Genomic DNA, 21328 nt, shown 5'->3' with positions numbered 1-21328 from the left:
AACCCCTAGGAGCCCTCCTTAGGTGCAAAGTCGTTTCTTACTTCTCTCTTAATCGCAGGCTTTCAATCTCCATCCTCTTGGACGTTTCAAGCTGGATCGTTTCCCCTTTAGTAAATTCGATTTTCTTCTTAAAGAGTGGCCCATCATATACAAATGTATGGTATTCCCCTGCCTCCCCCATTGGGCAAACAGCTTCTCTTTGAATATCAGTGAAAAACTCCTCATCTACTTCACGGCCAAGCCATGAGTCTGCCAATTTCTCTTCCCGGATACGGATAACGGTTGCCTGATAACCCGAGTTTACGAATATCTGCAGGGCGCTTAAAGCCTCGCTTTCCTGCATCCATAGCGGATAAATGGCTTCCAATCCGATTTCCCTGCAGACGTCTTCGCCCCAATCCCGATGCTCTTGTAAGTATAAATCACCAAAAGCTGCAGCATTCAATCCATATATATTCTTTAAAGCTACAAGAGCCTTTTTTACGTCTTCTGTATAGCTTTTAAAGGAACAGCCGATGAATTCCACCGGGATGCCAAGGGCTTTAGCTTGAAGTTTAATAGATTCCGCTTTTTCTCCATGTCCAAAAGTTCTGCCGTCAATATCCTCGGGCAGCGTGGTAAATAGGCACTTTACTGAATGACCCTGTTCTATTAATCTATGCAGCGCGATACATCCGTCTTTACCACCGCTCCAGGAAATTGCTATATTCATCATATTTTTGTTCCTCCTTGATCATTTTATCTATATATACGTTAGAATAAAGAAAACAAGATGGTGATTACTATGTATGTAAAAAAAATGCTGCATCAGCTTGCTGTCGCTGTAAATTCAGCGATAGACATGCTTGAACAGACTCCCGATGAGCTGCTTGATTGGAGGCCAGCAGAGAATAAAAGGCCGATCAGGGATATGTTTGTCCATCTCGCTGTCCTTTGCAAAGCTGACTACTATATTATGGAAGGGTACTCTCAAGAAGATATGTCGGAGTTTTACACTCAGGCACAGCCTTTTACCAAGCAAGACATCAAGGGATATATGAGAGATAGTTTTTCATTTCTAAATGAAAAAGTAAATAACTTCACAGAAAGCCAATTGAGAGAAGAGAAGCCTTCCTATTGGGGCATAGTGTATACACGTTTTGAATGGCTTCTGGAGATACTATCTCACTATTACCACCACCGGGGACAGATCCATGCTCTGTTGACTGTAAACGGCTGCAGCATTGATGTTAAGCTGTTTGAATGAGTAAAAAGCCTGCTTGTTCGCAGGCTTATTTCCACCATTCATCCAATACATTGATGGACGGATTACGTTTATGCTCCGTTTTCAAATACCAGCCTTCAATTTTTGCAGCTGCTTCTTCCCTTATTTCTTTGCCCTCCAAATAATCATCGATTTCATCGTAGGACACACCAAGCGCCACTTCATCCGGGATCAGCGGCTTATCGTCCTCTAAATCAGCAGTTGGTATTTTTAGATAAAGTCTCTCAGGCACACCGACAAATTTCAGGATTGCCCTTCCCTGTCTCTTATTTAGACGGAATAACGGCACCAAGTCTGCTGCGCCGTCGCCGTGCTTCGTGAAAAACCCTGTGATTGCCTCGGCTGCGTGGTCCGTTCCCAGTACAACCCCATGATACATGCCGGCAAGGTCATATTGCACTTTCATCCGTTCTCTTGCTTTTACATTCCCTTTAAGGAAATTTGACAGTTCTTCTCCTGTCGCTTCCTCTACAGCCCGGACACTTGCATCGACGGCCGGTTTGATGTTTACCGTTACAGTCCGGCTCGGATTCATGAATTCTAACGCTTGCTGGCGGTCTGCTTCGTCTATCTGAACACCATATGGAAGACTGACTGCAATAAATTGGTATTCATTATTTCCTTTTTCTTCATTTAATTCATTTACTGCAGTTTGGGCCATATAGCCGCCTAATGTCGAATCCTGGCCACCCGAAATTCCTAATACAAGGCTTTTTAACATAGAATATCGTGTAAGATAATCCTTTAAAAAATCAACACTTCTTCTGAACTCTGTTTCCGGGTCGATAGAAGGCTGTGCAAGCAATGTTTCGATGATTTGCTTTTGTAATGGGCGCATTTGCAACTCCCTCTCTTTCGTTTTTGTTTTTCCTGTGTTACACCTGTTTTTTCATTGCTTCTACTTTTTGTTTTACTTCTTCAATGTTCCTCATTTTATTTTCCCAGCATTTTTGGCTTAAGTCGACCGGATACTCTTCTGGATTCAGCGCACGCTTATACTCAGGCCACAACAGGCAAAGATTGTTCTTTGCGTATTGCCGAATTTCTTCCATGTCGGGGGAATCGTATACTAAACGGCCGTTAGTAAAAATGTCCTCCTGGAGGTCTACTGCTTTAAAATCGGTGACATCTTTACTCAAAAAAGTATGGACCGGATGGAACATTTTCAGCTTTTCTTCCTCGTCCGGCATTTCGTCTTCCATCGCAATATAATCTCCCTCTGAGTGCTTATTCTCACGATTGATAATGCGATATACCCTTTTTAAGCCAGGTGTCGAGACTTTTTCAGGATTGGCAGAAATCTTGATCGTATCCACCATATTCCCTTTTTCATCCTCGATTGAAACCAATTTATAAACGGCACCAAGCGCTGGCTGGTCATAGGCTGTAATCAATTTTGTACCAATGCCCCAAATATCGATTTGTGCCCCCTGGGCTTTCAGATTGATAATCGTATATTCATCTAAATCGTTGGAAGCGACAATTTTTGTTTCTGTAAAACCGGCTTCATCGAGCATCTTTCTCGTTTCTTTTGACAAATAGGCTAGGTCTCCACTATCGAGGCGGATTCCTTTAAAATTGATCTTATCGCCAAGCTCTTTTGCCACACGGATCGCATTCGGTACGCCTGAACGCAGCGTATCATAGGTATCGACGAGGAATACACAATCTTTGTGAGAGCTAGCATATTTATGGAAGGCTATGTATTCATCTTTATAAGCCTGGATCAATGCATGGGCGTGGGTTCCCGATACCGGTATTCCAAACAACTTACCGGCACGGACGTTGCTCGTGGCATCAAATCCGGCAATATAAGCGGCACGCGCTCCCCAGATGGCCGCATCCATTTCCTGGGCGCGGCGGCTGCCGAATTCCAATGCCGACTCATCACTGAGCACCTGCTTGATCCGTGATGCTTTTGTTGCGACAAGAGTTTGATAATTGATTATGTTCAACAGGGCCGTCTCAATTAACTGTGCCTCCCCAAGCGGCGCTTCCACACGCAGAATGGGCTCATTGCCGAACACCAATTCTCCTTCTTTCATACAGCGAATATTTCCGGTAAAGCGAAGCTCCCGTAAATACTGCAAAAAGTTCGCTTCATATCCTAAATCATCACTCAGATATTGAATATCTGTCTCGGAAAAATGGAAATTACTAAGATAATGAATAATTTTTTCGAGTCCTGCAAAAATGGCATATCCGCTGCTAAATGGCAGCTTTCTAAAAAACAATTCAAAAACGGCTGTACGGTTATGTATATCGTCCTCCCAATACGTTTGCGTCATGTTGATTTGATATAGATCAGTATGAAGACCGTGGCTATCATCTACATATTTAGGGTACATTTTCTTTTTCCTCCGGTTTTAATAAGGAGCTTATAATGTGAAGCTCTCAGACGTTACTATGTTCACTTTATATTGGTTCCTTAAACGATTAAATTCTTCCGCTGTGACTTTTTCGAAGCCTGGGATGGGAGACATACAATCCTCCAATAAAAAGATTCTCGAGGTAATTTCCCTGTTGTCTGCGTAATGTTCGGCGATTTGTTTTACCGATTCCAAGACACAGTGGGATTTTGCTTCTCCGGCAACGATAATTTTGTCATAAGTCTTCAAGGATTCTAAAAACTGGTGATTGCAATAGTGATCACGATCATACTCCGGTTTGATAATCCCATACATTTCGCTTAATGGATCAAGTCCTTTTACGATCTTTTGTAAATTAGCATTTCTTGCAAACGAATGAAAGTGGATCATATTCGAAAATTGACTTTCTAAGGCCGCACCTGTTGTTCCCTGAATACAATGAAAAGGCCATATACATAATTGCTTTTTTCCTGACTTTTCGAGATTACGGACATATTCCAGACTTTCTTCATATTTTTCTGCCGGTGTCCATTTACCTCCCTCTACATCCTCTAAAGTAATTATTGTCAATGGCTCCGGGTGTTTGCCGCTTCCGTCAACCCACCAGAATGGATGGAATATTTGCTTTGGCTGGTGGGTGTCAATGGAAACTGCTATGGTCGTTATTTTTTCTAAATTGTGATAAATAAACTTTGTTGCATTCTCAATATCGCGATGTGAATGAGGAACACCGAGCTCACCATTTTCCATAAAATCGTTTTGGAAATCAATCCCCACGAACAATACTCTTTCAGTATCCGCGGCGGACGGTGGAAAGCTCTCTGATCTTGCAAACGCTGACAAATCATTGATTTTCTCGGGATTTCGTCCGCCGATGGCCTGTACATCAACAATCTTTTCAAAACTTGTTTTCATAGTATCCCCCCATTTTTAGCGAACCATTAATGGTAAATCGAATCTAAAGTCTCATTTTTATTAAACCGATAGAGTTGGGATAGCCTAAAAGAATTGCGATTTGTTTTTTTAGGCATTTCTTTTTTAATCATATCATACGCCTCGTGGATGATTCGCTCATGATCAAAATTACTAATTAACTTACACCCAATTATTTATAATTTCAACTACTTTGCATCAAAAATGTAAAGAAAACTCGCCGATTGCCGAGCCCCTAAAGGCGAAGACAGAGGCGTAGTTGCACTTATGCAAATAGGAAGTTTAAACTTTTTTATTTGCAAAAAAAAAGCCAATCCTGGCAATATGGAAAGGATTGGCCTGAAATACTATGTATCTACATATATGAATCTTTCAGGATATATCCTTCCGTCTTGCTTGCCGCCAGGATTGGCCATTCCTTTATACCGGATACACTCCATGTTTACGGGTTGTGAAGGTTTGCTGCTTAGATATATAAGCATCGAACCTGCTGATTAGTTCACTGCGAAGATCGTCCGGCTGGACAATTTGGTCGATGATCATCTCTGATGCGAGCCGATAAATATCGATGTCCTTTTTGTATTCTTCACGTTTTAACTCGATAAAAGCATTGCGCTCTTCTGGAGGCAGCTCCTTGATTTTATTAGCGTATACCGCATTGACCGCAGCTTCCGGCCCCATGACTGCAATCGATGCCGTTGGCAGTGCAAGGCAGCAGTCGGGTTCAAATGCCGGGCCCGCCATGGCATAAAGCCCAGCTCCATATGCCTTTCTGACGACGACTGAAATTTTCGGCACAGTCGCTTCACTCATCGCCGAAATCATCTTTGCTCCGTGGCGGATGATGCCGGCCTGTTCCACTTTCGTGCCTATCATAAAGCCCGGAATATCCGCCAAAAACAGCAGCGGAATATGGAAAGCATCGCAAAGCGTAATAAACTTCGCTGCCTTATCGGCTGAGTCATGGAACAAGACGCCGCCTTTGACACGGGGCTGATTGGCGATGATCCCGATTGACCTTCCGTTTAACCGGGCAAGTCCAGTTACTAGTTCTGGTGCGAATAATTTCTTGATTTCGCAAAATGAGCCCTCATCGATGATCCGGGCAATGAAGTCATGCATATTAAAAGGGGCGTTTTGGTTAGCCGGAAGCAAATCCGCAATCGATTTTTCAAATTCTTCAGGAAGCTGCGGTTCTTTCACGGAAGGTTTTTCCTGGAAATTGGCTGGGAAATAAGTAAGATAACGGCGGGCAAATTCAATCGCCTCCTGTTCCGATTTCGCGAGCACATCACCGCATCCGGAAACGGAACAATGCATTTTCGCTCCGCCCATCTCCTCTTCAGTTACCTTTTCACCGATTACCATCTCAGCCATCCTCGGTGATCCAAGATACATCGAGGCATTACCTTCGACCATAACAACGATGTCACAGAAAGCCGGGATATAAGCTCCACCGGCCGCAGAAGGGCCGAATAGCAGGCAAATTTGCGGAATCTTGCCGGAAAGCTTCACTTGATTATAAAAGATTCTGCCGGCTCCCCTTCTTCCCGGAAACATTTCAACCTGGTCGGTGATGCGTGCTCCGGCTGAGTCGACTAGATACAGCAATGGTACCTGTAGTTTTTCCGCCGTTTCCTGAATACGGATGATCTTTTCAACGGTTCTGGCTCCCCATGAACCTGCTTTTACCGTTGAGTCGTTTGCCATCACACAGACTGTCTGGCCGTTGATTTTACCAAGTCCCGTAACGACACCGTCCGCCGGCAGACCTTCGTTCATACAATTGGCAAAAAAAGCATCTTCTATTTCGATCCCTTCATCGAATAACAGGTGCAATCTTTCACGGACGAACAGTTTCCCTTTTTCCGTATTTTTTTCGTGATATTTTTCCAAGCCGCCTTTTTTTATCGTTTCAACGGTTTCATTGAGTTTTTCCTTTAATGGCATGTGCGAGCCTCCTCCTTACAATCATTCATTTGCCTGCAAAAATTGGTTTTCTTTTTTCTTTAAAAGCATTAAGGCCTTCCAGTCTGTCGTTTGTATGAATTGTCATGCCATAACAAAGTTCTTCCATTTTCAACCCCGTAGCAAGGTCTGTCTCCACCCCTTGGTTTATCGCTTCTTTTGCAGCCTGCAGGGCAATTGGTGCATTACGGGCGATTTCATTCGCTAATGAAATCGCTTCAGTCAGCAACTGGTTTCTTTCTGAAGTTTTACTGATTAATCCAAGTCGCTCTGCTTCAAAGGCGTCAATTCTTCGCGCTGTAAAGATGAGTTCTTTCGCTTTTGCTATACCGATAAGTCGTGGCAGCCGTTGGGTCCCGCCTGCACCGGGAATAATCCCGAGTGATGTTTCGGTAAGACCCATTTTGGCCGTTTCTGCTGCGATACGAATATCGCAGGCAAGCGCCAGCTCAAGCCCGCCCCCGAATGCCGAGCCGTTTATAGCGGCAATGACAGGCTGAGGCAGCCCTTCCACTGCTGAAATTGTATGTCCGATTAATCTGACTGCCTTTTTCACTTCCGGCTCGTTCATGCTAACGCGTTCTTTTAGATCAGCCCCGGCACAAAATGCTTTTTCACCTGCGCCGGTGAGGATGACGCACCTTAATGAATGGTCATATCGAAGCTGACTAAGAACATCGTCAAGCTCATTTAACATCTCCAGTGATAATGCATTGGCGGCTTCGGGCCGGTTCAGTGTTACAATCGCAATGCCTGAAATATCTCTATTAAGTTCGATAACAGACGACATAGGAACACTCCTTTATTACCTTCTACTCAATGATCGCTAATACATCGCCTTCATTCACAAAATCGCTTTCATTTACCTTTATTTCTTTGACTGTGCCATCCGCTTCTGCGGCAATGGGTATTTCCATTTTCATTGATTCCAGAATGACGATGTCCTGACCTTCCGTAACGGTCTCTCCTGCTGATACTGCGATTTTCCATACGCTTCCGGCCATGCTTGCTTTTATTTCTGCCATGTCGTTTCCTCCCGATCTACGATGTTGGTAATTGTGTTTTTTTGTAATGCTTTTCAATAAAATCTGTCGTTGTTTCTCCCTGCTTAAATGCTTTATAAGAAAGGATCTCGCTAAGCATTGGAATATTTGTCTTAATTCCCTCCACCTTATATGCCGTAAGGGCGGCCTGCATCCGATCGATTGCTTCATTCCTTGTAGAACCTTTGACTACCAGTTTGGCAATCATCGGATCATAAAAAGGCGTTACCGACGAACTTTCATTCACCGCCAATTCATGGCGAATCCCTTCTCCTTGAGGCAGGTGTAACGCGGTAATCTTCCCCGGTGAAGGGTAGAAGGTCTTCGGATCTTCGGCATAAATCCGCGCTTCAATGGCGTGCCCTTCTCGTTTAATCTCATTCTGTTTGAGAGAAAGACCAAGACCTGCGGCAATCTGAATTTGCAGTTCAACCAAATCAAGGCCCGTAATTTCTTCTGTTACCGGATGTTCAACCTGAAGCCGGGTATTCATTTCCAAAAAGAAGAAATTTTTATCTTTATCCACTAAAAACTCAATGGTGCCGGCATTACTGTAGCCGATTGCCTTGACAGCTTTCACGGCAGCTTCCCCCATCTTCTTTCTTGTCACTTCATCCAGGAAAGCGGAAGGGGCTTCCTCGATCACCTTTTGGTGCCGCCTTTGGATTGAGCATTCGCGTTCCCAAAGATACACAGCCTGGCCTGCACCATCGGCGAGAATTTGGATTTCAATATGCCTTGGCTGTTCAATCAGCTTTTCAATGAACATATCTCCGTTGCCAAAGAACATTTGCGCCCGCTTCTGGTTCCCGTCATATGCCTTGAGGAGCTCTTCGCCGTTGTGGACGGCCTGCATGCCGATCCCGCCGCCTCCAGCCGATGCTTTTAACATGATCGGGTAACCAATTCTTTCGGCTTCGAGCAACGCTTCTTCTTTACCGGCCAGCGGTCTGGAAAGCCCCGGCACTAACGGCAGGCCGGCTTTCTCCATCATTTTTCTTGCTTCTACTTTATTGCCCATTTTCCGGATGACATCAGAATCGGGGCCAATGAAGGAAATGCCCTCCCTGTTACAGCGATTGGCAAACTCGCCATTTTCACTTAAAAATCCATAACCCGGATGAATCGCATCACAGCGGGTCTCCCTTGCGATTTCAATGATCTTCTCTACGTTTAAATAGCTTTCATTTACTCTCGGCCCTCCCAGGAGGTAAGCTTCATCTGCCATGGTTGTAAACGGTGCATCTTTATCGGCTTCAGAGTATACGGCAACAGAGATTATCCCCATACTTTTACAGGTCCGAATCACCCTGGCGGCTATTTCCCCCCGATTGGCAATCAGAATCTTTTTAAACATATAAAACCCTCCCTAATGTGGCGTCTCAGTTAACAGACCAAGCGATTGTTCACGAAGCTTATATTTTTGGATCTTGCCTGATGCTGTCATGGGATATTGGTCTGTAAATTGAATATAACGCGGGATTTTATGCCTGGAAATCTTACCATTGCAATATGCTTTAATTGCTTCCGGAGTAATATTTCCAGCTTCTTTCGGGATGATCCAGGCCATCACTTCTTCCCCGAACCTTTCATCAGGTACACCGATTATTTGAACGTCAAGAACAGCAGGATGCTGGTAGAGAAACTCTTCCACTTCACGAGGATAGATATTCTCGCCGCCGCGGATGATCATGTCTTTCAGCCGTCCGGTAATTTTACAGTAGCCGTTTTCATCCATGATAGCCAGATCACCGGTATGCAGCCAGCCTTCTTCATCAATCGCTTCCCTGGTTGCATCCGGATTGTTATAGTAGCCTTTCATGACATGATAGCCCCTTGTGCATAATTCACCCTGCACACCACGCGCAAGCTCACTGGATGTTCCCGGTTCGACGATTTTAACTTCAACATTCGGAAGCGCCCGCCCGACAGAGGATACACGCAATTCAATCGGGTCATCAGTCCGCGTCTGGGTAATTCCTGGTGATGATTCAGTCTGGCCGTATACAATCGTGATCTCCGAGGCACCCATCGTTTCTACGACGTTTTTCATAACCTCAATCGGACAGTTCGAGCCTGCCATAATTCCTGTCCGCAGCGAACTGACATTGTATGTGTCAAAGTCGGGAAGGTTTAATTCAGCGATAAACATCGTCGGCACGCCGTGAAGCGCTGTACATTTTTCAGCCTCTACAATCCGCAGCACCTTCTCAGGGTTGAATTCTTCAAGCGGGATCATCGCTGCTCCTACTGATACACATGCCATTGTACCGAGCACGCAGCCAAAGCAGTGGAAAAACGGGACTGGTATGCACATCCGATCTTTTGCAGTCAGCTTCATACACGCAGCAATGTTATAACCGTTATTGACCAGGTTGGAGTGCGTCAACATCACGCCTTTCGGGAAGCCAGTCGTACCTGATGTATATTGCATATTGATTACATCATCCGGATCCATGGATTCCATCCTGGCATCAAGCATTTCTTCCGAAACATTATCTATGCCCTCCATGACATCCTCCCAGGAAAAAGTGCCAGGATAGCGCTTTTTGCCCAGAACGATGACATTTTTCAATTTTGGCAGTTTTTTAGATTGTAGTTTCCCAGGCTCACACGTTTTTAATTCAGGAACGATTTCGTAAAGCGTTTCGATGTAGGAATGATCCTTACATTGTTCCATTAAAATGATCGTCGAAGTATCAGATTGGTTCAACAAGTACTCCAATTCAGAGGCGCGGTAATTTGTGTTGACTGTGACAAGGACGGCACCCATTTTAGCGGTGGAAAATTGAGTGATTAGCCATTCGGGCTTATTTGTTGCCCAAATTGAAATATGGTCTCCTTTATCAATCCCAAGCGACATGAATCCCCGTGCTGCTTCGCGGCAAACTTTTTCAAATTCGTTATACGTATAGCGCAAACCTAAATCATGGTACACGACAGCTTCTTTTTCTCCCTCGTTCCTGGCCGTTTGTTCCAAAAGCTTCCCAACAGTAACATGCAATAATTCAGACATTTGATTCCTCCCAAAATTGATTGTTGGATGAACACTTTAGGCTGATTCCCGAAGATGTGAGGCGTTCGGATTGATTGTTTAACACCCCAGTTGTCTAGCAATTACAATTCTCTGAATCTCTGAAGTTCCCTCACCGATTTCCAGCAATTTGGCATCCCGTAAAAAGCGTTCGACTTCATATTCACGCATATATCCCGATCCTCCATGAATTTGAATCGCCTGGTTGCAAACCCGGAAGGCCATTTCGCTGGCATAAAGCTTGGCATAGGCTGATTCTTTCGTAAAAGGCTTCTTGTTATCCTTCAGCCAGGCTGCTTTATACACCATGTTCCTGGCAAGCTCGATCTCCATGGCCATGTCAGCCAGCTTAAATTGAATCGCCTGAAAATTGGAGATTGGCTGCCCGAATTGCTGCCGTTCTTTGGAAAAGATCAGTGCGCGCTCAAACGCCGCCTGTGCCAGGCCAACCGCTAGAGCGGCAATCGAAATCCGCCCGCCATCAAGCGTATATAAAAATTGTTTGAAGCCTTGTTGCGGGTCTCCTAATATATTCTCCTTTGGAACACGGACATCCTCTAAAATAATTTCGCATGTATTGGAAGCGCGCACGCCCATTTTTTCGTAGTTGCTTTTGATCGTAAGGCCTGGGGTATTTGTCGGGACGATAAAGGCAGAGATGATATTTTTGCCGCGTTCGTTTTTTCCTGAAACAGCTGTGACCGTGATGGTTTCTGAATAGGAGGCATTGGTGATCCAGCATTTCTCGCCATTTATTACGTACTCATCACCGTCGAGGACTGCCTGTGTCCTCGTGCCGCCCGCATCACTTCCGGCATTGGGCTCTGTCAAACCAAATGCTCCAAGTGTTTCCCCCTTTACTATCGGAACCAAGTACTTTTGCTTTTGTTCCTCTGTCCCGAAATAATAGAGCGGGCTCGCACCGAGGGAGACGGCTGCCGCATAGCTTAAACCAGTACCGCCGCACGCCTTGCCGATTTCCTCCACTGCGATAGCATAGGAAACCGTATCGCCGCCGGAACCGCCGTATTCTTCCGGAAATGGGATTCCAAGCAAGCCCAGCTCCCCAATCTTCTTGAACACATCTTCCGCAAATTGCGAGTTTTCATCCAGTTCAATCGCAATCGGCTTAATTTCCTTGTCTGCAAATTCACGGACCATTTCCTTAATCATTTGCTGTTCTTTAGACAGTTCAAAATCCATAAAAAGCCTCCTCAAAAACATATTTTTAGGCACTGAGACCGACTGGTTGGTCTGTCAAGTATAAATGTAAGCGCTTTACTTTTTACTCGCTGTTAAGTGGTTTTCCAAAAAGTATTCTTTGAATCTAGCATCTTTCTTTGTCTGCTCTGTTAGTAGTGAATGTAAAATAAGGTCTACATAAATGTCTGCGATTTCTTCAATTGTCTTTTCCCCATCTTTTTTGTACCATTTATAGGACCAGTTCACCATTCCTAAAATGGACATGACGGTAATTTCAACAGGCAGTTCAGAACGGAATTCTCTCTTTTCAATCCCTTCCCTGATTACATCAAAAAGTACCGCCTTGTAGGATTGCCGCTTTTCCTTGATGGCATCAACATATTGAGGTTTTAAATAGATGCTTTCCTGATAGAATACAGAAATATGGGGTTTATAAATATCAAAAACTTTTACAAATGATTTGATGATCTTCTGCATTTTTTCTGTAGGATGATCGTTGGTTTCAATGGTTTCTTTAGCCTTCGTTAAAACATATGAAATAAAATAGTCATGGATGACAAAGAGAAGCTCATCCTTTGATTGGAAATGATGATAAAAGCCTCCCTTCGACGTTCCGCTTTCACTCACAATCTGGTTGACTGTGACACCATGAAATCCGTGCTGTTCGAATAGGGTAAGTGATGTTTCAATAATGCGGTCTTTTAAATCCATCCGTAATGCATCCACTCCTTAGAATCCCCTTTTGAAAGCGCTATCAAATCCTATTTCAATTCTGATTCTAACAAAACTTTCGGAATTGTCAATTGTAAATACAATGAGCTGATTCACGATACTTCTGAATCAGCTCACTCATCGATTAAGCATATTGCTATTATTTGTTTTCTTTATGACCAGAGGTTGTCTCAAAATCGGTAAAGGCCTTCGTCTTTGTCAAAAGCAATTCCCACTTTCCTTTTCGGTAAACCCATTCCGAAGATACATCAGCCAGACCATCGGCGTGATAAGCACCGCTTACTCGTTGAATGCCTTTCAGCCCCTGGCCAAGGCCTTGAATGTCAGTAATATTCAATACTGAATAAGGGTCAACCATGACTTCAGTCGGTTCGTTTAACTTTCCATTGAGTTGATATAACCCGATTCTTTCGTAATCCTTCTTTCTGTCACTCACATCCAAAGTGATTGTTTTCTGCAAAGGAACTGAAATAGCTGCCTTATAGTTGTCCAAAAATTGGCCTGTTATCGCTACAGGAGGCGGCACAGTCAAGTCAAAAGCTTTATCATTGAGAAATGTGTAGGCATAACTGTTAACAAGACCGCCGCTGGACCCTGTCGGAATCGTGATGAATACGTCATCCACACCATCCCGGTTGAAATCAGCAAACTGGAGCTTCGGCTCGTACCCGGCATCCAGAGAAACACTAACTTTTTGGGCCTTCCCTCCATTGACAACAAGCTTGATTTCCTTTAAAAATTTACTACCTTGCTCATAGGGAACTCCTTTAATTGAAATGCTATCCACTTTTCCATCCCCGGTCACGTCTAGTGCTTTCGTTACAATTGTTTGGGCATCTTGTGTTGGAGTTTTCCCAGCGGCAACTGCCTGATAACTAAATAAGACACATGAAAAGATGAATAGAAACTTCAATAAACTGTCTGGCCTTCTACCTGTTTTCATCTTCTATTCCTTCTTTCGTTTCTTTTTTTCTTATTATTTCCAAGTGAAAAGAAATTATTGGAGGTTTCTACTATCTTTGCAAAAGAAAAACTGTCCAAAAGCCTAAGCTGACTATTGCGACAGACCCTAAACGGAATAAAAGACCATAAAAAGGACCAAATCTATTCGATTTGGTCCTTTTTATCTGTTATTAAGATTCCGGGGTTCCACTGCTTTCCTCGATGCCGATTTTCCAGGTTTCCTTCGCTTTGCCGCTTTCGGTTTCATCAAGGACAAAGGAGCCATTCGTATAACGGTCATTGAATCGTAATGACGAAACATGTATTGTTTCAATCGTTCCTTTTTCGGATTCTATGAAAATCGAATCAGTCATTAAGGCCGTTTCAAAACCGACCACACGGTGTGGATTGGATTTTAATTCTCGTAAAACAACTACACCGCGTTTGGCACGATTTGATTTTTCAAACTCAGAGAGCTTCATTTTCTTAATCGCTCCCCGCTGGGTCACAATTATGATGGCTTCTACGCTTTGTTTATCCAAAATCTTTCCACCTATGACAAAATCATCATCTTTTAAGTTAATGCCCTTGACTCCGGCAGCTCGAGCACCGACGATGCCTACTTCCTCTTCGCCAAACCACAGCGCATACCCGAAGTTCGTTACCAGGAAGATGTCACCGTGCCCATTTGTTAAATGGGCATCAACAAGCTCATCGTCACCTTTTAGATTAAGCGCAACAAGCGGCTTGGAATAGCGCTGTGCTTTGTAGGAAAGAAGCTCGGTTTTCTTGACCATGCCGTTTCTTGTCGTAAACAATAAATAGCTTGGCTGTTCAAAATCCTTTATCGGAATTGCTTTGACAATTTGCTCATCACGGTCAATCGGAATGATATTCGCAATATGCTGGCCTGTTTCCTTCCAGCGGATATCAGGAAGCTGGTGTACAGGGCAATACAAATAATTCCCTTTATTTGTGAACAGTAAGATGACATCCGTTGTGTTAATTTCAAACTTTTGCAAAAGGCGATCCGAATCCTTCATGCCAAAGTCAAGGCCGCCGGATGCGGCATAAGATCGAAGCGAAGTGCGTTTGACATAGCCTTCCTTCGTAACGGTTACCATCACATCTTCACTCGCGATGAGTACCTCAAGATTTATCTTAATTTCTTCGATTTTTTCGACAATCACAGAGCGGCGTACATCATTGAACTCTTTTTTAACCTGTTTCAGCTCTTTTTTGATTACCTGAAAAAGCACTTTATCACTTTCTAGAATGTTACTCAGCCCGGTAATTTTCTTATTTAATTCCTCGGCTTCCGCCTGCAGGGCTGTAATATCTGTATTCGTTAAACGGTATAGCTGCAATGAAACGATCGCTTCTGCCTGCGGTTCGGTAAACTGGAACTTTATCATCAGATTATCCTTTGCGTCACGCTTATCCTTTGAAGAACGGATGGTACTGATGACTTCGTCCAGAATTGACAGGGCCTTCATTAAGCCGTCAACGATATGGGACCGGTCACGCGCTTTTTGCAATTCAAAACGGGAGCGGTTGATGATGACTTCCCTGCGGTGTCCGATATATGCATCGAGCATCTTGGGAAGGCTCATTAAAGTCGGCCGCTTTTTATGAATGGCAATCATGTTGAAATTATAAGGCACCTGCAAATCGGTATTTTTGTATAAATAATTCAGGACACCATTTGCATCTGCTTCTTTTTTCAATTCGATGGCAATTCTGAGGCCTGTCCGGTCTGTTTCATCGCGTACCTCAGCAATTCCTTCCAACTTGCGGTCAATACGGAGCTCATCGATTTTTTTGACAAGATTGGCTTTATTCACCTCAAAAGGAATCTCGGTAATGATAATCTGCTGCTTGCCGCCGCGGATTTCTTCCACTTCGGCCTTGCTGCGGATGATAATTTTCCCTTTTCCGGTTTCATACGCCTTTTTAATGCCCTCAACGCCCTGGATAATGCCGCCTGTCGGAAAATCGGGCCCTTTGATGACCGTCATCAGTTCATCAACTGTCGCCTCTGGCTTATCAATCCGCATAATTGCTGCATCAATAACCTCACCTAATTGATGGGGCGGAATTTCGGTTGCATAACCTGCGGAAATACCGGTTGAACCATTGACAAGCAAATTAGGATACATCGCTGGGAGAACGACAGGTTCGTTGGACGTATCATCAAAGTTCGGTATAAAATCCACAGTTCTCTTGTCGATATCACGCAATAATTCAGAAGCAATCGCAGAGAGCCTGGCCTCTGTATAACGCATCGCAGCAGGCGGATCTCCATCGACACTGCCGTTATTGCCGTGCATTTCAATCATAACCTTCCGAAGCTTCCAGTCCTGGCTCATCCGTACCATGGCCTCATAAACCGAAGAGTCTCCATGCGGATGATAGTTGCCAATTACATTCCCAACCGTTTTCGCCGCTTTCCTGAATGCTTTCTCATGCGTGTTCCCTTCCACATGCATCGCATATAAAATCCGTCTTTGCACGGGCTTCAATCCGTCCCTGGCATCTGGAAGTGCTCGTTCCTGAATGATATATTTACTGTACCGCCCGAAGCGGTCACCAATTACCTCCTCAAGAGGCAAATCACGGAAATTCTCATGTAAAGGCATAAATTACTTGCCCTCCTCTGCAACCGACATATTTTCATTATCCAAAATATTCGATTCCTCTTCGAGACCAAACGCAACATTGGCTTCAATCCACTTACGGCGCGGTTCAACCTTATCACCCATTAACGTTGTAATCCGTCTCTCGGCACGCGCTCCATCATCGATTTTGACACGGATGAGTGTTCTCGTCTCGGGATTCATTGTTGTTTCCCAGAGCTGGTCAGCGTTCATTTCGCCCAGGCCTTTGTAACGCTGAAGCATATAGCCTTTGCCGACCTTTGTCATGGCCGACTTAAGCTCATCGTCACTCCAGGAGTACTCGATGACTTCCTTTTTGCCTGCGCCTTTGCTGACTTTATATAAAGGCGGGAGGGCGATGTACACTTTCCCTGCCTCAATCAATTGTTTCATGTAGCGATAAAAGAAGGTCAGCAGCAACACCTGGATGTGGGCACCGTCCGTATCCGCATCCGTCATGATGATGACTTTATCATAATTGGTATCCTCCACGCTAAAGTCGGCCCCGACTCCGGCACCGATGGCATGAATGATTGTATTGATTTCTTCATTTTTAAAAACATCCTGGAGCTTTGCCTTTTCCGTATTGATTACCTTACCTCGCAGCGGAAGCACCGCCTGAAAGCGACGGTCGCGCCCTTGTTTTGCCGAACCGCCTGCTGAATCGCCCTCCACGAGATATAATTCGTTCTTCTGTGGATTCCTTGATTGGGCCGGCGTCAGCTTACCGGAAAGAATCGCCTCGGATTTTTTGCGCTTCTTGCCGCTCCTTGCATCCTCACGTGCTTTCCTGGCTGCTTCACGGGCTTGGAATGCCTTGATTGACTTTTTGATTAAAAGTGCCCCGGTTTCCGGATTTTCCGCAAAGAAATAGGCAAGGTGTTCTGATAGGATAGAATCAACAGCAGAGCGTGCCTCACTTGTCCCGAGTTTGCTTTTTGTCTGCCCTTCAAACTGCAGGTATTCCTCAGGAATCCTTACTGACACGATCGCGGACAAGCCTTCACGAATATCGGAGCCATCGAGGTTTTTATCCTTTTCCTTCAAAAGCCCGGCTTTTCTCGCATAATCATTAAAAGCGCGGGTCATTGCCGTCTTAGCACCGATTTCATGCGTACCGCCGTCCTTCGTCCTGACATTATTGACAAAGCTCAGCATATTCTCCGAGTACCCATCATTAAATTGAAAAGCAAAATCCACTTCCATGTCATTTTGCTGGCCTTCAAAGCTGACAACCGAATGAAGCATGTCTTTCTCTTCATTCAAATACTCCACAAACGCTTCGATCCCATTCCCAAAATGAAAGACCTCGTGCTGCTCGTGGCGCTCATCGATAAATTCAATTTTCATTCCCTTTAGAAGAAAGGCAGATTCTCTTAAACGCTCAGATAATGTTTCATAATTATATGTCGTCGTCGAAAAGATGGACGGGTCCGGTTTAAAATGGATTTTCGTACCGGACTGGTTTGTTTTCCCCAGCTTTTCCAGTGTCGTTGCGGGCTTTCCTCCATCCTGAAATCTTTGTTCATAAACAAAACCATCACGTTTAATCGTAACAACCAGCCATTCCGACAGGGCATTTACAACCGAAGCACCGACCCCGTGCAAGCCTCCGCTTGTCTTATAGCCACCCTGGCCGAACTTGCCGCCCGCATGAAGTATCGTGAAGATTACTTCCGGGGTTGGCTTGCCAATCCTGTGTATTCCAGTAGGCATTCCCCGTCCTTTGTCTGTCACACTGATGCTGTTATCTTTATGAATCTTCACAATTATATGATCGCCGTGACCAGCTAATACTTCGTCAACTGAATTATCGACTATCTCATATACAAGATGATGCAGGCCTCTGGCATCGGTACTCCCAATATACATACCAGGCCGCTTTCTTACTGCTTCAAGCCCTTCAAGGACTTGGATGGCATCATCGTTGTATTCAAATAAATTAATGTTTCTTGCCACAGAAATTCCCCTTTCCTTGCGACACACAATTTCCGGGCCAAATCATACTGCATGAAATGACTCTATTACTTATAGCAGGCAATCATATTTCTTAACTCTTTTATCGTACAAGTATAAACGATTTGCAGAAAAAGAACAAGTGTTCGTTTGTTATTCTGCTTTCCTTCCTACCTTATATAGTTGAAAAATATTTATTTTATGTATATTAAATGGTTCTAGCCTGTTTGTGTCTATGCCTTATTGTAGCGGTATTTTTCTATTTAGCAAATATCGTTTTAAAAAACAATGTCCCTTTTTTGTATAGGGAGGGGATATTTTGGGCATTAAAAAAGGAGCCTGATTGCTCCTTTTAAAGGTTATTTTGTAAGGGCGTGTTCCACTTTTATGCAGCGGTCCATAATGACCGTGTGTCCCTTATCTTTAAGAAACTGATATGCTTCTTCGTTCTCCACTCCCAATTGCGCCCAGAAAATGTCGGCATCAATCTCATCGAATTCTTTGGCAATCTCCGGCAAGTATTCGGAGCGCCTGAATACGTCCACAATGTCGACATGCCCTTCAATTTCCTTCAGCGACGAAACAGCTTTTACGCCAAGGACTTCCTTCACAGCCGGATTCACCGGAATGATTTCATACCCATTGTCCTGCATCGCTTTGGAAACCATATAAGATGTCCGTTCAGGATTATCGGAAAGCCCGACAACGGCGATCCGTCTTGCTTTTTTCAAGATTGCACCAATCTCTTCACGGCTTGGATTTTCAATTGCCATTCTCTCATCCCCTTTTACGTATTATTTCGACCTGTTAACACTGTTACTTTTTCACTTGCATTTTTTCTTACAGAGTCCCCAGGTCGACTCATTTACTGCTTTCCTTATATACATACCCTAAATGGATAATTAAAATCGCGATTAGGAAGGTTTATCGGACAAAAAAGGTAAGTAAGGAATGGTTTTTTCTTATTTACATGATAAAATAAACTGAAACTTTCTTTAGCGAACATTTTCCCCTGTTGCTTTATAGTTCAAGTGTGCGGCGGGTACTTTATTCACCGTAAGTTGCATTAACTACATATTGAGAAAGGGCAATTTTATGATCATATTCATCATTACGATCCTGCTGGCGTATCTGGTTGGCTCTATTCCTTCAGGATTAATCATTGGCAAGGTTTTTTACAAAACCGATATCCGTGAACATGGCAGTAAAAACTTAGGCGGCACCAATACATTCCGCACCCTTGGCGTAAAGGCTGGCCTAGTCGTGACAGCGATGGATATTCTAAAAGGGACTTTGGCAACGCAGCTTCCGCTTATCATGGGTGCTGATATCCACCCACTGGCCGCGGGTGTAGCTGCAGTCTTTGGCCATATGTACCCGGTCTTCGCCGGCTTCAGAGGCGGAAAGGCAGTTGCTACGTCTGGCGGCATTTTGCTTGGTTACCACCCGCTCCTATTCTTGCTGCTGGTTTGCGTATTCTTTCTTTCATTATATTTATCAAAATATGTATCTTTATCATCGATGGTTGCAGCTGCTGTTGCTCTACTCTATACGCTGATTACCGACATTCATGATATCCCGCTGCTCATCGTGCTTTCCGTAATTGCCATCTTCATTTTTATCAGGCACCGGGCAAATATCAAACGAATCATCGATAAAACGGAGCCTAAAATCAAATGGCTATAAGAAAAAACCGGGCATTGCCCGTTTTTTCTTATACCTTCAACACAACAAATTTTTTGTTACCGAATACATCTTCACTGATATCAAGCTTTGTATTAGTGAAATAAGGTTCGTCACGCGTGTGGATCAGGATGTCAATATCCTCGAAGGTAACAACGCTATCTTCACTGAGCGGCTTCTCTTCCAGAGAAAGCTTTAGCTGTGGGCCCCCTCAGCCAATTCCCATGGACGTTCGCAAATATAATTTATCTCCCTGATCTTGCTCACTTTCGATGATAGAATGAATTTTGTCATACGCAGCGGCTGTCATCTTAATCATAAGGCAACCCTCCCTGTTAGTATTCTTCTTGCTCGAAATGAGCTTGAATATAGACACTTATAAAATAACAATCCCCTAAAACTATTGCAATTAAACAAGCCTGAACATGTCATATCATTCCAGTTGTAAATCTTTTTCTTCTATAATTTGCTCACTTTCCATACTCCAGGATTTTTTTTATGATTAACTGAAAGTCTTCCCATTGTGTCACATATCCCTCTAATTCTTTCAAACCCAATTTGGTTAAATAGTAATATTTCCTGCGCGGCCCTTCGAATGAATCCTTCCAATAGCTTTTAACCAATTCCTTTTCTTCCAGTTTCTTCAACGTCGGATATAATGTGCCTTCTTTTATATGAATATAACCATCGCTTAATTCCCTCAATAATTCTGTTAGTTCATATCCGTACATGTCTTTCTCTTTCAGACGAGACAGCAAAATCATTTCGGTCGTTCCTTTTAGAAGCTCTGTTTTGCGCAAGAGATCACCCTCCTCTATATCGTTTTAGAATATAGTAATAGTATTACTATATCTTAAGACTAAATAGCATTCGAATGCAATAGCAACTAACTATCTATGAGGCTTTTTTCGCCTATCTATTTAGACACCCTCCAGGTAGCCCCACAAAGTAAATCTATTTGATTGTTCTATATAAAGAACTAAACAATCAACTTATTATTATTTAGAAATAGCAATATCGAAAAAGAGTTTGGTTCCTCTGTTTCAACCTGCTTTACTCGCTTCATTTTCGATTATCCTTTATAATATTATCATTGCTTAAGAAAGAAGGAGATTTAAATGAATCTGGTCATCTCTGACGAAGCAGCAAACTGGTATAAGGATGAAATAGGCCTGAAAAACGGGGATAAGGTTCGTTTTTTTGCCCGCTACGGGGGATCAAGTAAGGTTCAAAGCGGTTTTTCCCTTGGTGTTTCTATTGAGAATGAAACGCGCAATATCGGAGTGGAAACGAACAAACAAGGAATTATCTTTTATATTGAAGAAGAGGATTTTTGGTACTTTGATGGTCACGATTTGTCGGTCGAGTTTAATTCAACTGCTGACGAACCAGAATTTGAGTATCAGAAATAAATAGAGCAGATATCGTGATTTGATGTCGGCTTTATTCTTAAGTTCTACTTATGGTTTGACCCAGAGACCTTTCTGTAATTTTAAATAGCAAGAGCATCACTATATCTTATGTCGATATAGTTGATTTTAAGG

At 43.6% G+C, this 21328-nt stretch carries 19 protein-coding genes; 3 read left to right on the top strand and 16 right to left on the bottom strand.

Features of this window, described 5'->3' with window-relative positions; genetic code table 11:
* Nucleotides 1-37 precede the first annotated feature (37 nt).
* Nucleotides 38-715: a Dph6-related ATP pyrophosphatase gene (locus ELQ35_RS14110; protein ID WP_126865461.1), complete on the bottom strand. Its 678-nt coding sequence runs from the start codon at nucleotides 713-715 to the stop codon at nucleotides 38-40.
* A 69-nt stretch (nucleotides 716-784) separates the two neighbouring features.
* On the opposite strand from ELQ35_RS14110, the gene ELQ35_RS14105 reads away from it, so the two are divergent.
* Nucleotides 785-1246 (top strand): DinB family protein, encoded by a 462-nt coding sequence (locus ELQ35_RS14105; protein ID WP_185861775.1) that lies wholly within the window; start codon nucleotides 785-787, stop codon nucleotides 1244-1246.
* A 25-nt stretch (nucleotides 1247-1271) separates the two neighbouring features.
* On the opposite strand, the gene nadE is transcribed toward ELQ35_RS14105, so the two are convergent.
* The 14 genes from nadE to ELQ35_RS14030 all read right to left on the bottom strand — a co-directional run bounded on the left by nadE (nucleotide 1272) and on the right by ELQ35_RS14030 (nucleotide 18874).
* The gene (gene nadE, locus ELQ35_RS14100) at nucleotides 1272-2102 is read right to left on the bottom strand and encodes an ammonia-dependent NAD(+) synthetase (protein WP_126865459.1); all 831 of its coding nucleotides are present in this window, start codon (nucleotides 2100-2102) and stop codon (nucleotides 1272-1274) included.
* Between the two features lie 37 nt (nucleotides 2103-2139).
* Nucleotides 2140-3612 (bottom strand): nicotinate phosphoribosyltransferase, encoded by a 1473-nt coding sequence (locus ELQ35_RS14095; RefSeq protein WP_126865458.1) that lies wholly within the window; start codon nucleotides 3610-3612, stop codon nucleotides 2140-2142.
* 30 nt (nucleotides 3613-3642) lie between these two features.
* A complete protein-coding gene (locus ELQ35_RS14090; RefSeq protein ID WP_126865457.1) occupies nucleotides 3643-4548 on the bottom strand; it encodes a cysteine hydrolase family protein in 906 nt (301 codons plus the stop codon).
* A gap of 438 nt (nucleotides 4549-4986) precedes the next feature.
* Nucleotides 4987-6516 (bottom strand): acyl-CoA carboxylase subunit beta, encoded by a 1530-nt coding sequence (locus ELQ35_RS14080; RefSeq protein ID WP_126865456.1) that lies wholly within the window; start codon nucleotides 6514-6516, stop codon nucleotides 4987-4989.
* 25 nt (nucleotides 6517-6541) lie between these two features.
* Nucleotides 6542-7324 carry an enoyl-CoA hydratase gene (locus ELQ35_RS14075; protein ID WP_126865455.1) on the bottom strand — a complete coding sequence of 261 codons (783 nt, stop codon included), beginning with the start codon at nucleotides 7322-7324 and terminating at the stop codon, nucleotides 6542-6544.
* A 22-nt stretch (nucleotides 7325-7346) separates the two neighbouring features.
* The gene (locus tag ELQ35_RS14070; RefSeq protein WP_126865454.1) at nucleotides 7347-7559 is read right to left on the bottom strand and encodes an acetyl-CoA carboxylase biotin carboxyl carrier protein subunit; all 213 of its coding nucleotides are present in this window, start codon (nucleotides 7557-7559) and stop codon (nucleotides 7347-7349) included.
* A gap of 16 nt (nucleotides 7560-7575) precedes the next feature.
* Nucleotides 7576-8934, bottom strand: coding sequence for an acetyl-CoA carboxylase biotin carboxylase subunit (locus ELQ35_RS14065; RefSeq protein ID WP_126865453.1), 1359 nt, complete (start codon nucleotides 8932-8934; stop codon nucleotides 7576-7578).
* 12 nt (nucleotides 8935-8946) lie between these two features.
* Complete coding sequence (locus tag ELQ35_RS14060; protein ID WP_126865452.1) at nucleotides 8947-10593, bottom strand: AMP-binding protein; 1647 nt, start codon at nucleotides 10591-10593, stop codon at nucleotides 8947-8949.
* A 78-nt stretch (nucleotides 10594-10671) separates the two neighbouring features.
* On the bottom strand, nucleotides 10672-11814 hold the full coding sequence (locus tag ELQ35_RS14055) for an acyl-CoA dehydrogenase (RefSeq protein WP_126865451.1): 1143 nt from the start codon (nucleotides 11812-11814) through the stop codon (nucleotides 10672-10674).
* A gap of 75 nt (nucleotides 11815-11889) precedes the next feature.
* Nucleotides 11890-12525: a TetR/AcrR family transcriptional regulator gene (locus ELQ35_RS14050; RefSeq protein WP_126865482.1), complete on the bottom strand. Its 636-nt coding sequence runs from the start codon at nucleotides 12523-12525 to the stop codon at nucleotides 11890-11892.
* A gap of 160 nt (nucleotides 12526-12685) precedes the next feature.
* On the bottom strand, nucleotides 12686-13489 hold the full coding sequence (locus ELQ35_RS14045) for a hypothetical protein (RefSeq protein ID WP_126865450.1): 804 nt from the start codon (nucleotides 13487-13489) through the stop codon (nucleotides 12686-12688).
* A 190-nt stretch (nucleotides 13490-13679) separates the two neighbouring features.
* Nucleotides 13680-16127: a DNA topoisomerase IV subunit A gene (gene parC, locus ELQ35_RS14040; RefSeq protein WP_126865449.1), complete on the bottom strand. Its 2448-nt coding sequence runs from the start codon at nucleotides 16125-16127 to the stop codon at nucleotides 13680-13682.
* A gap of 3 nt (nucleotides 16128-16130) precedes the next feature.
* Nucleotides 16131-18104, bottom strand: coding sequence for a DNA topoisomerase IV subunit B (parE, locus tag ELQ35_RS14035; protein ID WP_126865448.1), 1974 nt, complete (start codon nucleotides 18102-18104; stop codon nucleotides 16131-16133).
* A 356-nt stretch (nucleotides 18105-18460) separates the two neighbouring features.
* Entirely contained in the window at nucleotides 18461-18874 is a 414-nt protein-coding gene (locus ELQ35_RS14030) for a CoA-binding protein (RefSeq protein ID WP_126865447.1), read from the bottom strand.
* Nucleotides 18875-19196: 322 nt separating this feature from the next.
* On the opposite strand from ELQ35_RS14030, the gene plsY reads away from it, so the two are divergent.
* Nucleotides 19197-19787, top strand: a complete 591-nt coding sequence (gene plsY, locus ELQ35_RS14025) for a glycerol-3-phosphate 1-O-acyltransferase PlsY (RefSeq protein ID WP_185861774.1) — start codon at nucleotides 19197-19199, stop codon at nucleotides 19785-19787.
* 467 nt (nucleotides 19788-20254) lie between these two features.
* On the opposite strand, the gene ELQ35_RS14020 is transcribed toward plsY, so the two are convergent.
* On the bottom strand, nucleotides 20255-20584 hold the full coding sequence (locus ELQ35_RS14020; protein ID WP_246026079.1) for a PadR family transcriptional regulator: 330 nt from the start codon (nucleotides 20582-20584) through the stop codon (nucleotides 20255-20257).
* A 318-nt stretch (nucleotides 20585-20902) separates the two neighbouring features.
* Between ELQ35_RS14020 and ELQ35_RS14015 the strand changes: the two genes are divergently transcribed.
* Nucleotides 20903-21196 (top strand): HesB/YadR/YfhF family protein, encoded by a 294-nt coding sequence (locus tag ELQ35_RS14015; RefSeq protein WP_126865446.1) that lies wholly within the window; start codon nucleotides 20903-20905, stop codon nucleotides 21194-21196.
* The last annotated feature ends 132 nt before the right edge of the window (nucleotides 21197-21328 follow it).

This window comes from Peribacillus cavernae, from assembly GCF_003989135.1.
In the GTDB taxonomy this organism is placed as follows: Bacteria; Bacillota; Bacilli; order Bacillales; family DSM-1321; genus Peribacillus; species Peribacillus cavernae.
Note: the sequence above shows the minus strand (reverse complement) of the source record. Positions and strands in the feature narration are given on the sequence as shown.

Excerpts from the sequence above, each read along its gene's own strand:
- ELQ35_RS14110 (WP_126865461.1), bottom strand. The coding sequence starts at position 715 with ATGATGAATATAGCAATTTCCTGGAGCGGTGGTAAAGACGGATGTATC.
- ELQ35_RS14105 (WP_185861775.1), top strand. The coding sequence starts at position 785 with ATGTATGTAAAAAAAATGCTGCATCAGCTTGCTGTCGCTGTAAATTCA.
- nadE (WP_126865459.1), bottom strand. The coding sequence starts at position 2,102 with ATGCGCCCATTACAAAAGCAAATCATCGAAACATTGCTTGCACAGCCT.
- ELQ35_RS14095 (WP_126865458.1), bottom strand. The coding sequence starts at position 3,612 with ATGTACCCTAAATATGTAGATGATAGCCACGGTCTTCATACTGATCTA.
- ELQ35_RS14090 (WP_126865457.1), bottom strand. The coding sequence starts at position 4,548 with ATGAAAACAAGTTTTGAAAAGATTGTTGATGTACAGGCCATCGGCGGA.
- ELQ35_RS14080 (WP_126865456.1), bottom strand. The coding sequence starts at position 6,516 with ATGCCATTAAAGGAAAAACTCAATGAAACCGTTGAAACGATAAAAAAA.
- ELQ35_RS14075 (WP_126865455.1), bottom strand. The coding sequence starts at position 7,324 with ATGTCGTCTGTTATCGAACTTAATAGAGATATTTCAGGCATTGCGATT.
- ELQ35_RS14070 (WP_126865454.1), bottom strand. The coding sequence starts at position 7,559 with ATGGCAGAAATAAAAGCAAGCATGGCCGGAAGCGTATGGAAAATCGCA.
- ELQ35_RS14065 (WP_126865453.1), bottom strand. The coding sequence starts at position 8,934 with ATGTTTAAAAAGATTCTGATTGCCAATCGGGGGGAAATAGCCGCCAGG.
- ELQ35_RS14060 (WP_126865452.1), bottom strand. The coding sequence starts at position 10,593 with ATGTCTGAATTATTGCATGTTACTGTTGGGAAGCTTTTGGAACAAACG.
- ELQ35_RS14055 (WP_126865451.1), bottom strand. The coding sequence starts at position 11,814 with ATGGATTTTGAACTGTCTAAAGAACAGCAAATGATTAAGGAAATGGTC.
- ELQ35_RS14050 (WP_126865482.1), bottom strand. The coding sequence starts at position 12,525 with ATGGATTTAAAAGACCGCATTATTGAAACATCACTTACCCTATTCGAA.
- ELQ35_RS14045 (WP_126865450.1), bottom strand. The coding sequence starts at position 13,489 with ATGAAAACAGGTAGAAGGCCAGACAGTTTATTGAAGTTTCTATTCATC.
- parC (WP_126865449.1), bottom strand. The coding sequence starts at position 16,127 with ATGCCTTTACATGAGAATTTCCGTGATTTGCCTCTTGAGGAGGTAATT.
- ELQ35_RS14030 (WP_126865447.1), bottom strand. The coding sequence starts at position 18,874 with ATGGCAATTGAAAATCCAAGCCGTGAAGAGATTGGTGCAATCTTGAAA.
- plsY (WP_185861774.1), top strand. The coding sequence starts at position 19,197 with ATGATCATATTCATCATTACGATCCTGCTGGCGTATCTGGTTGGCTCT.
- ELQ35_RS14015 (WP_126865446.1), top strand. The coding sequence starts at position 20,903 with ATGAATCTGGTCATCTCTGACGAAGCAGCAAACTGGTATAAGGATGAA.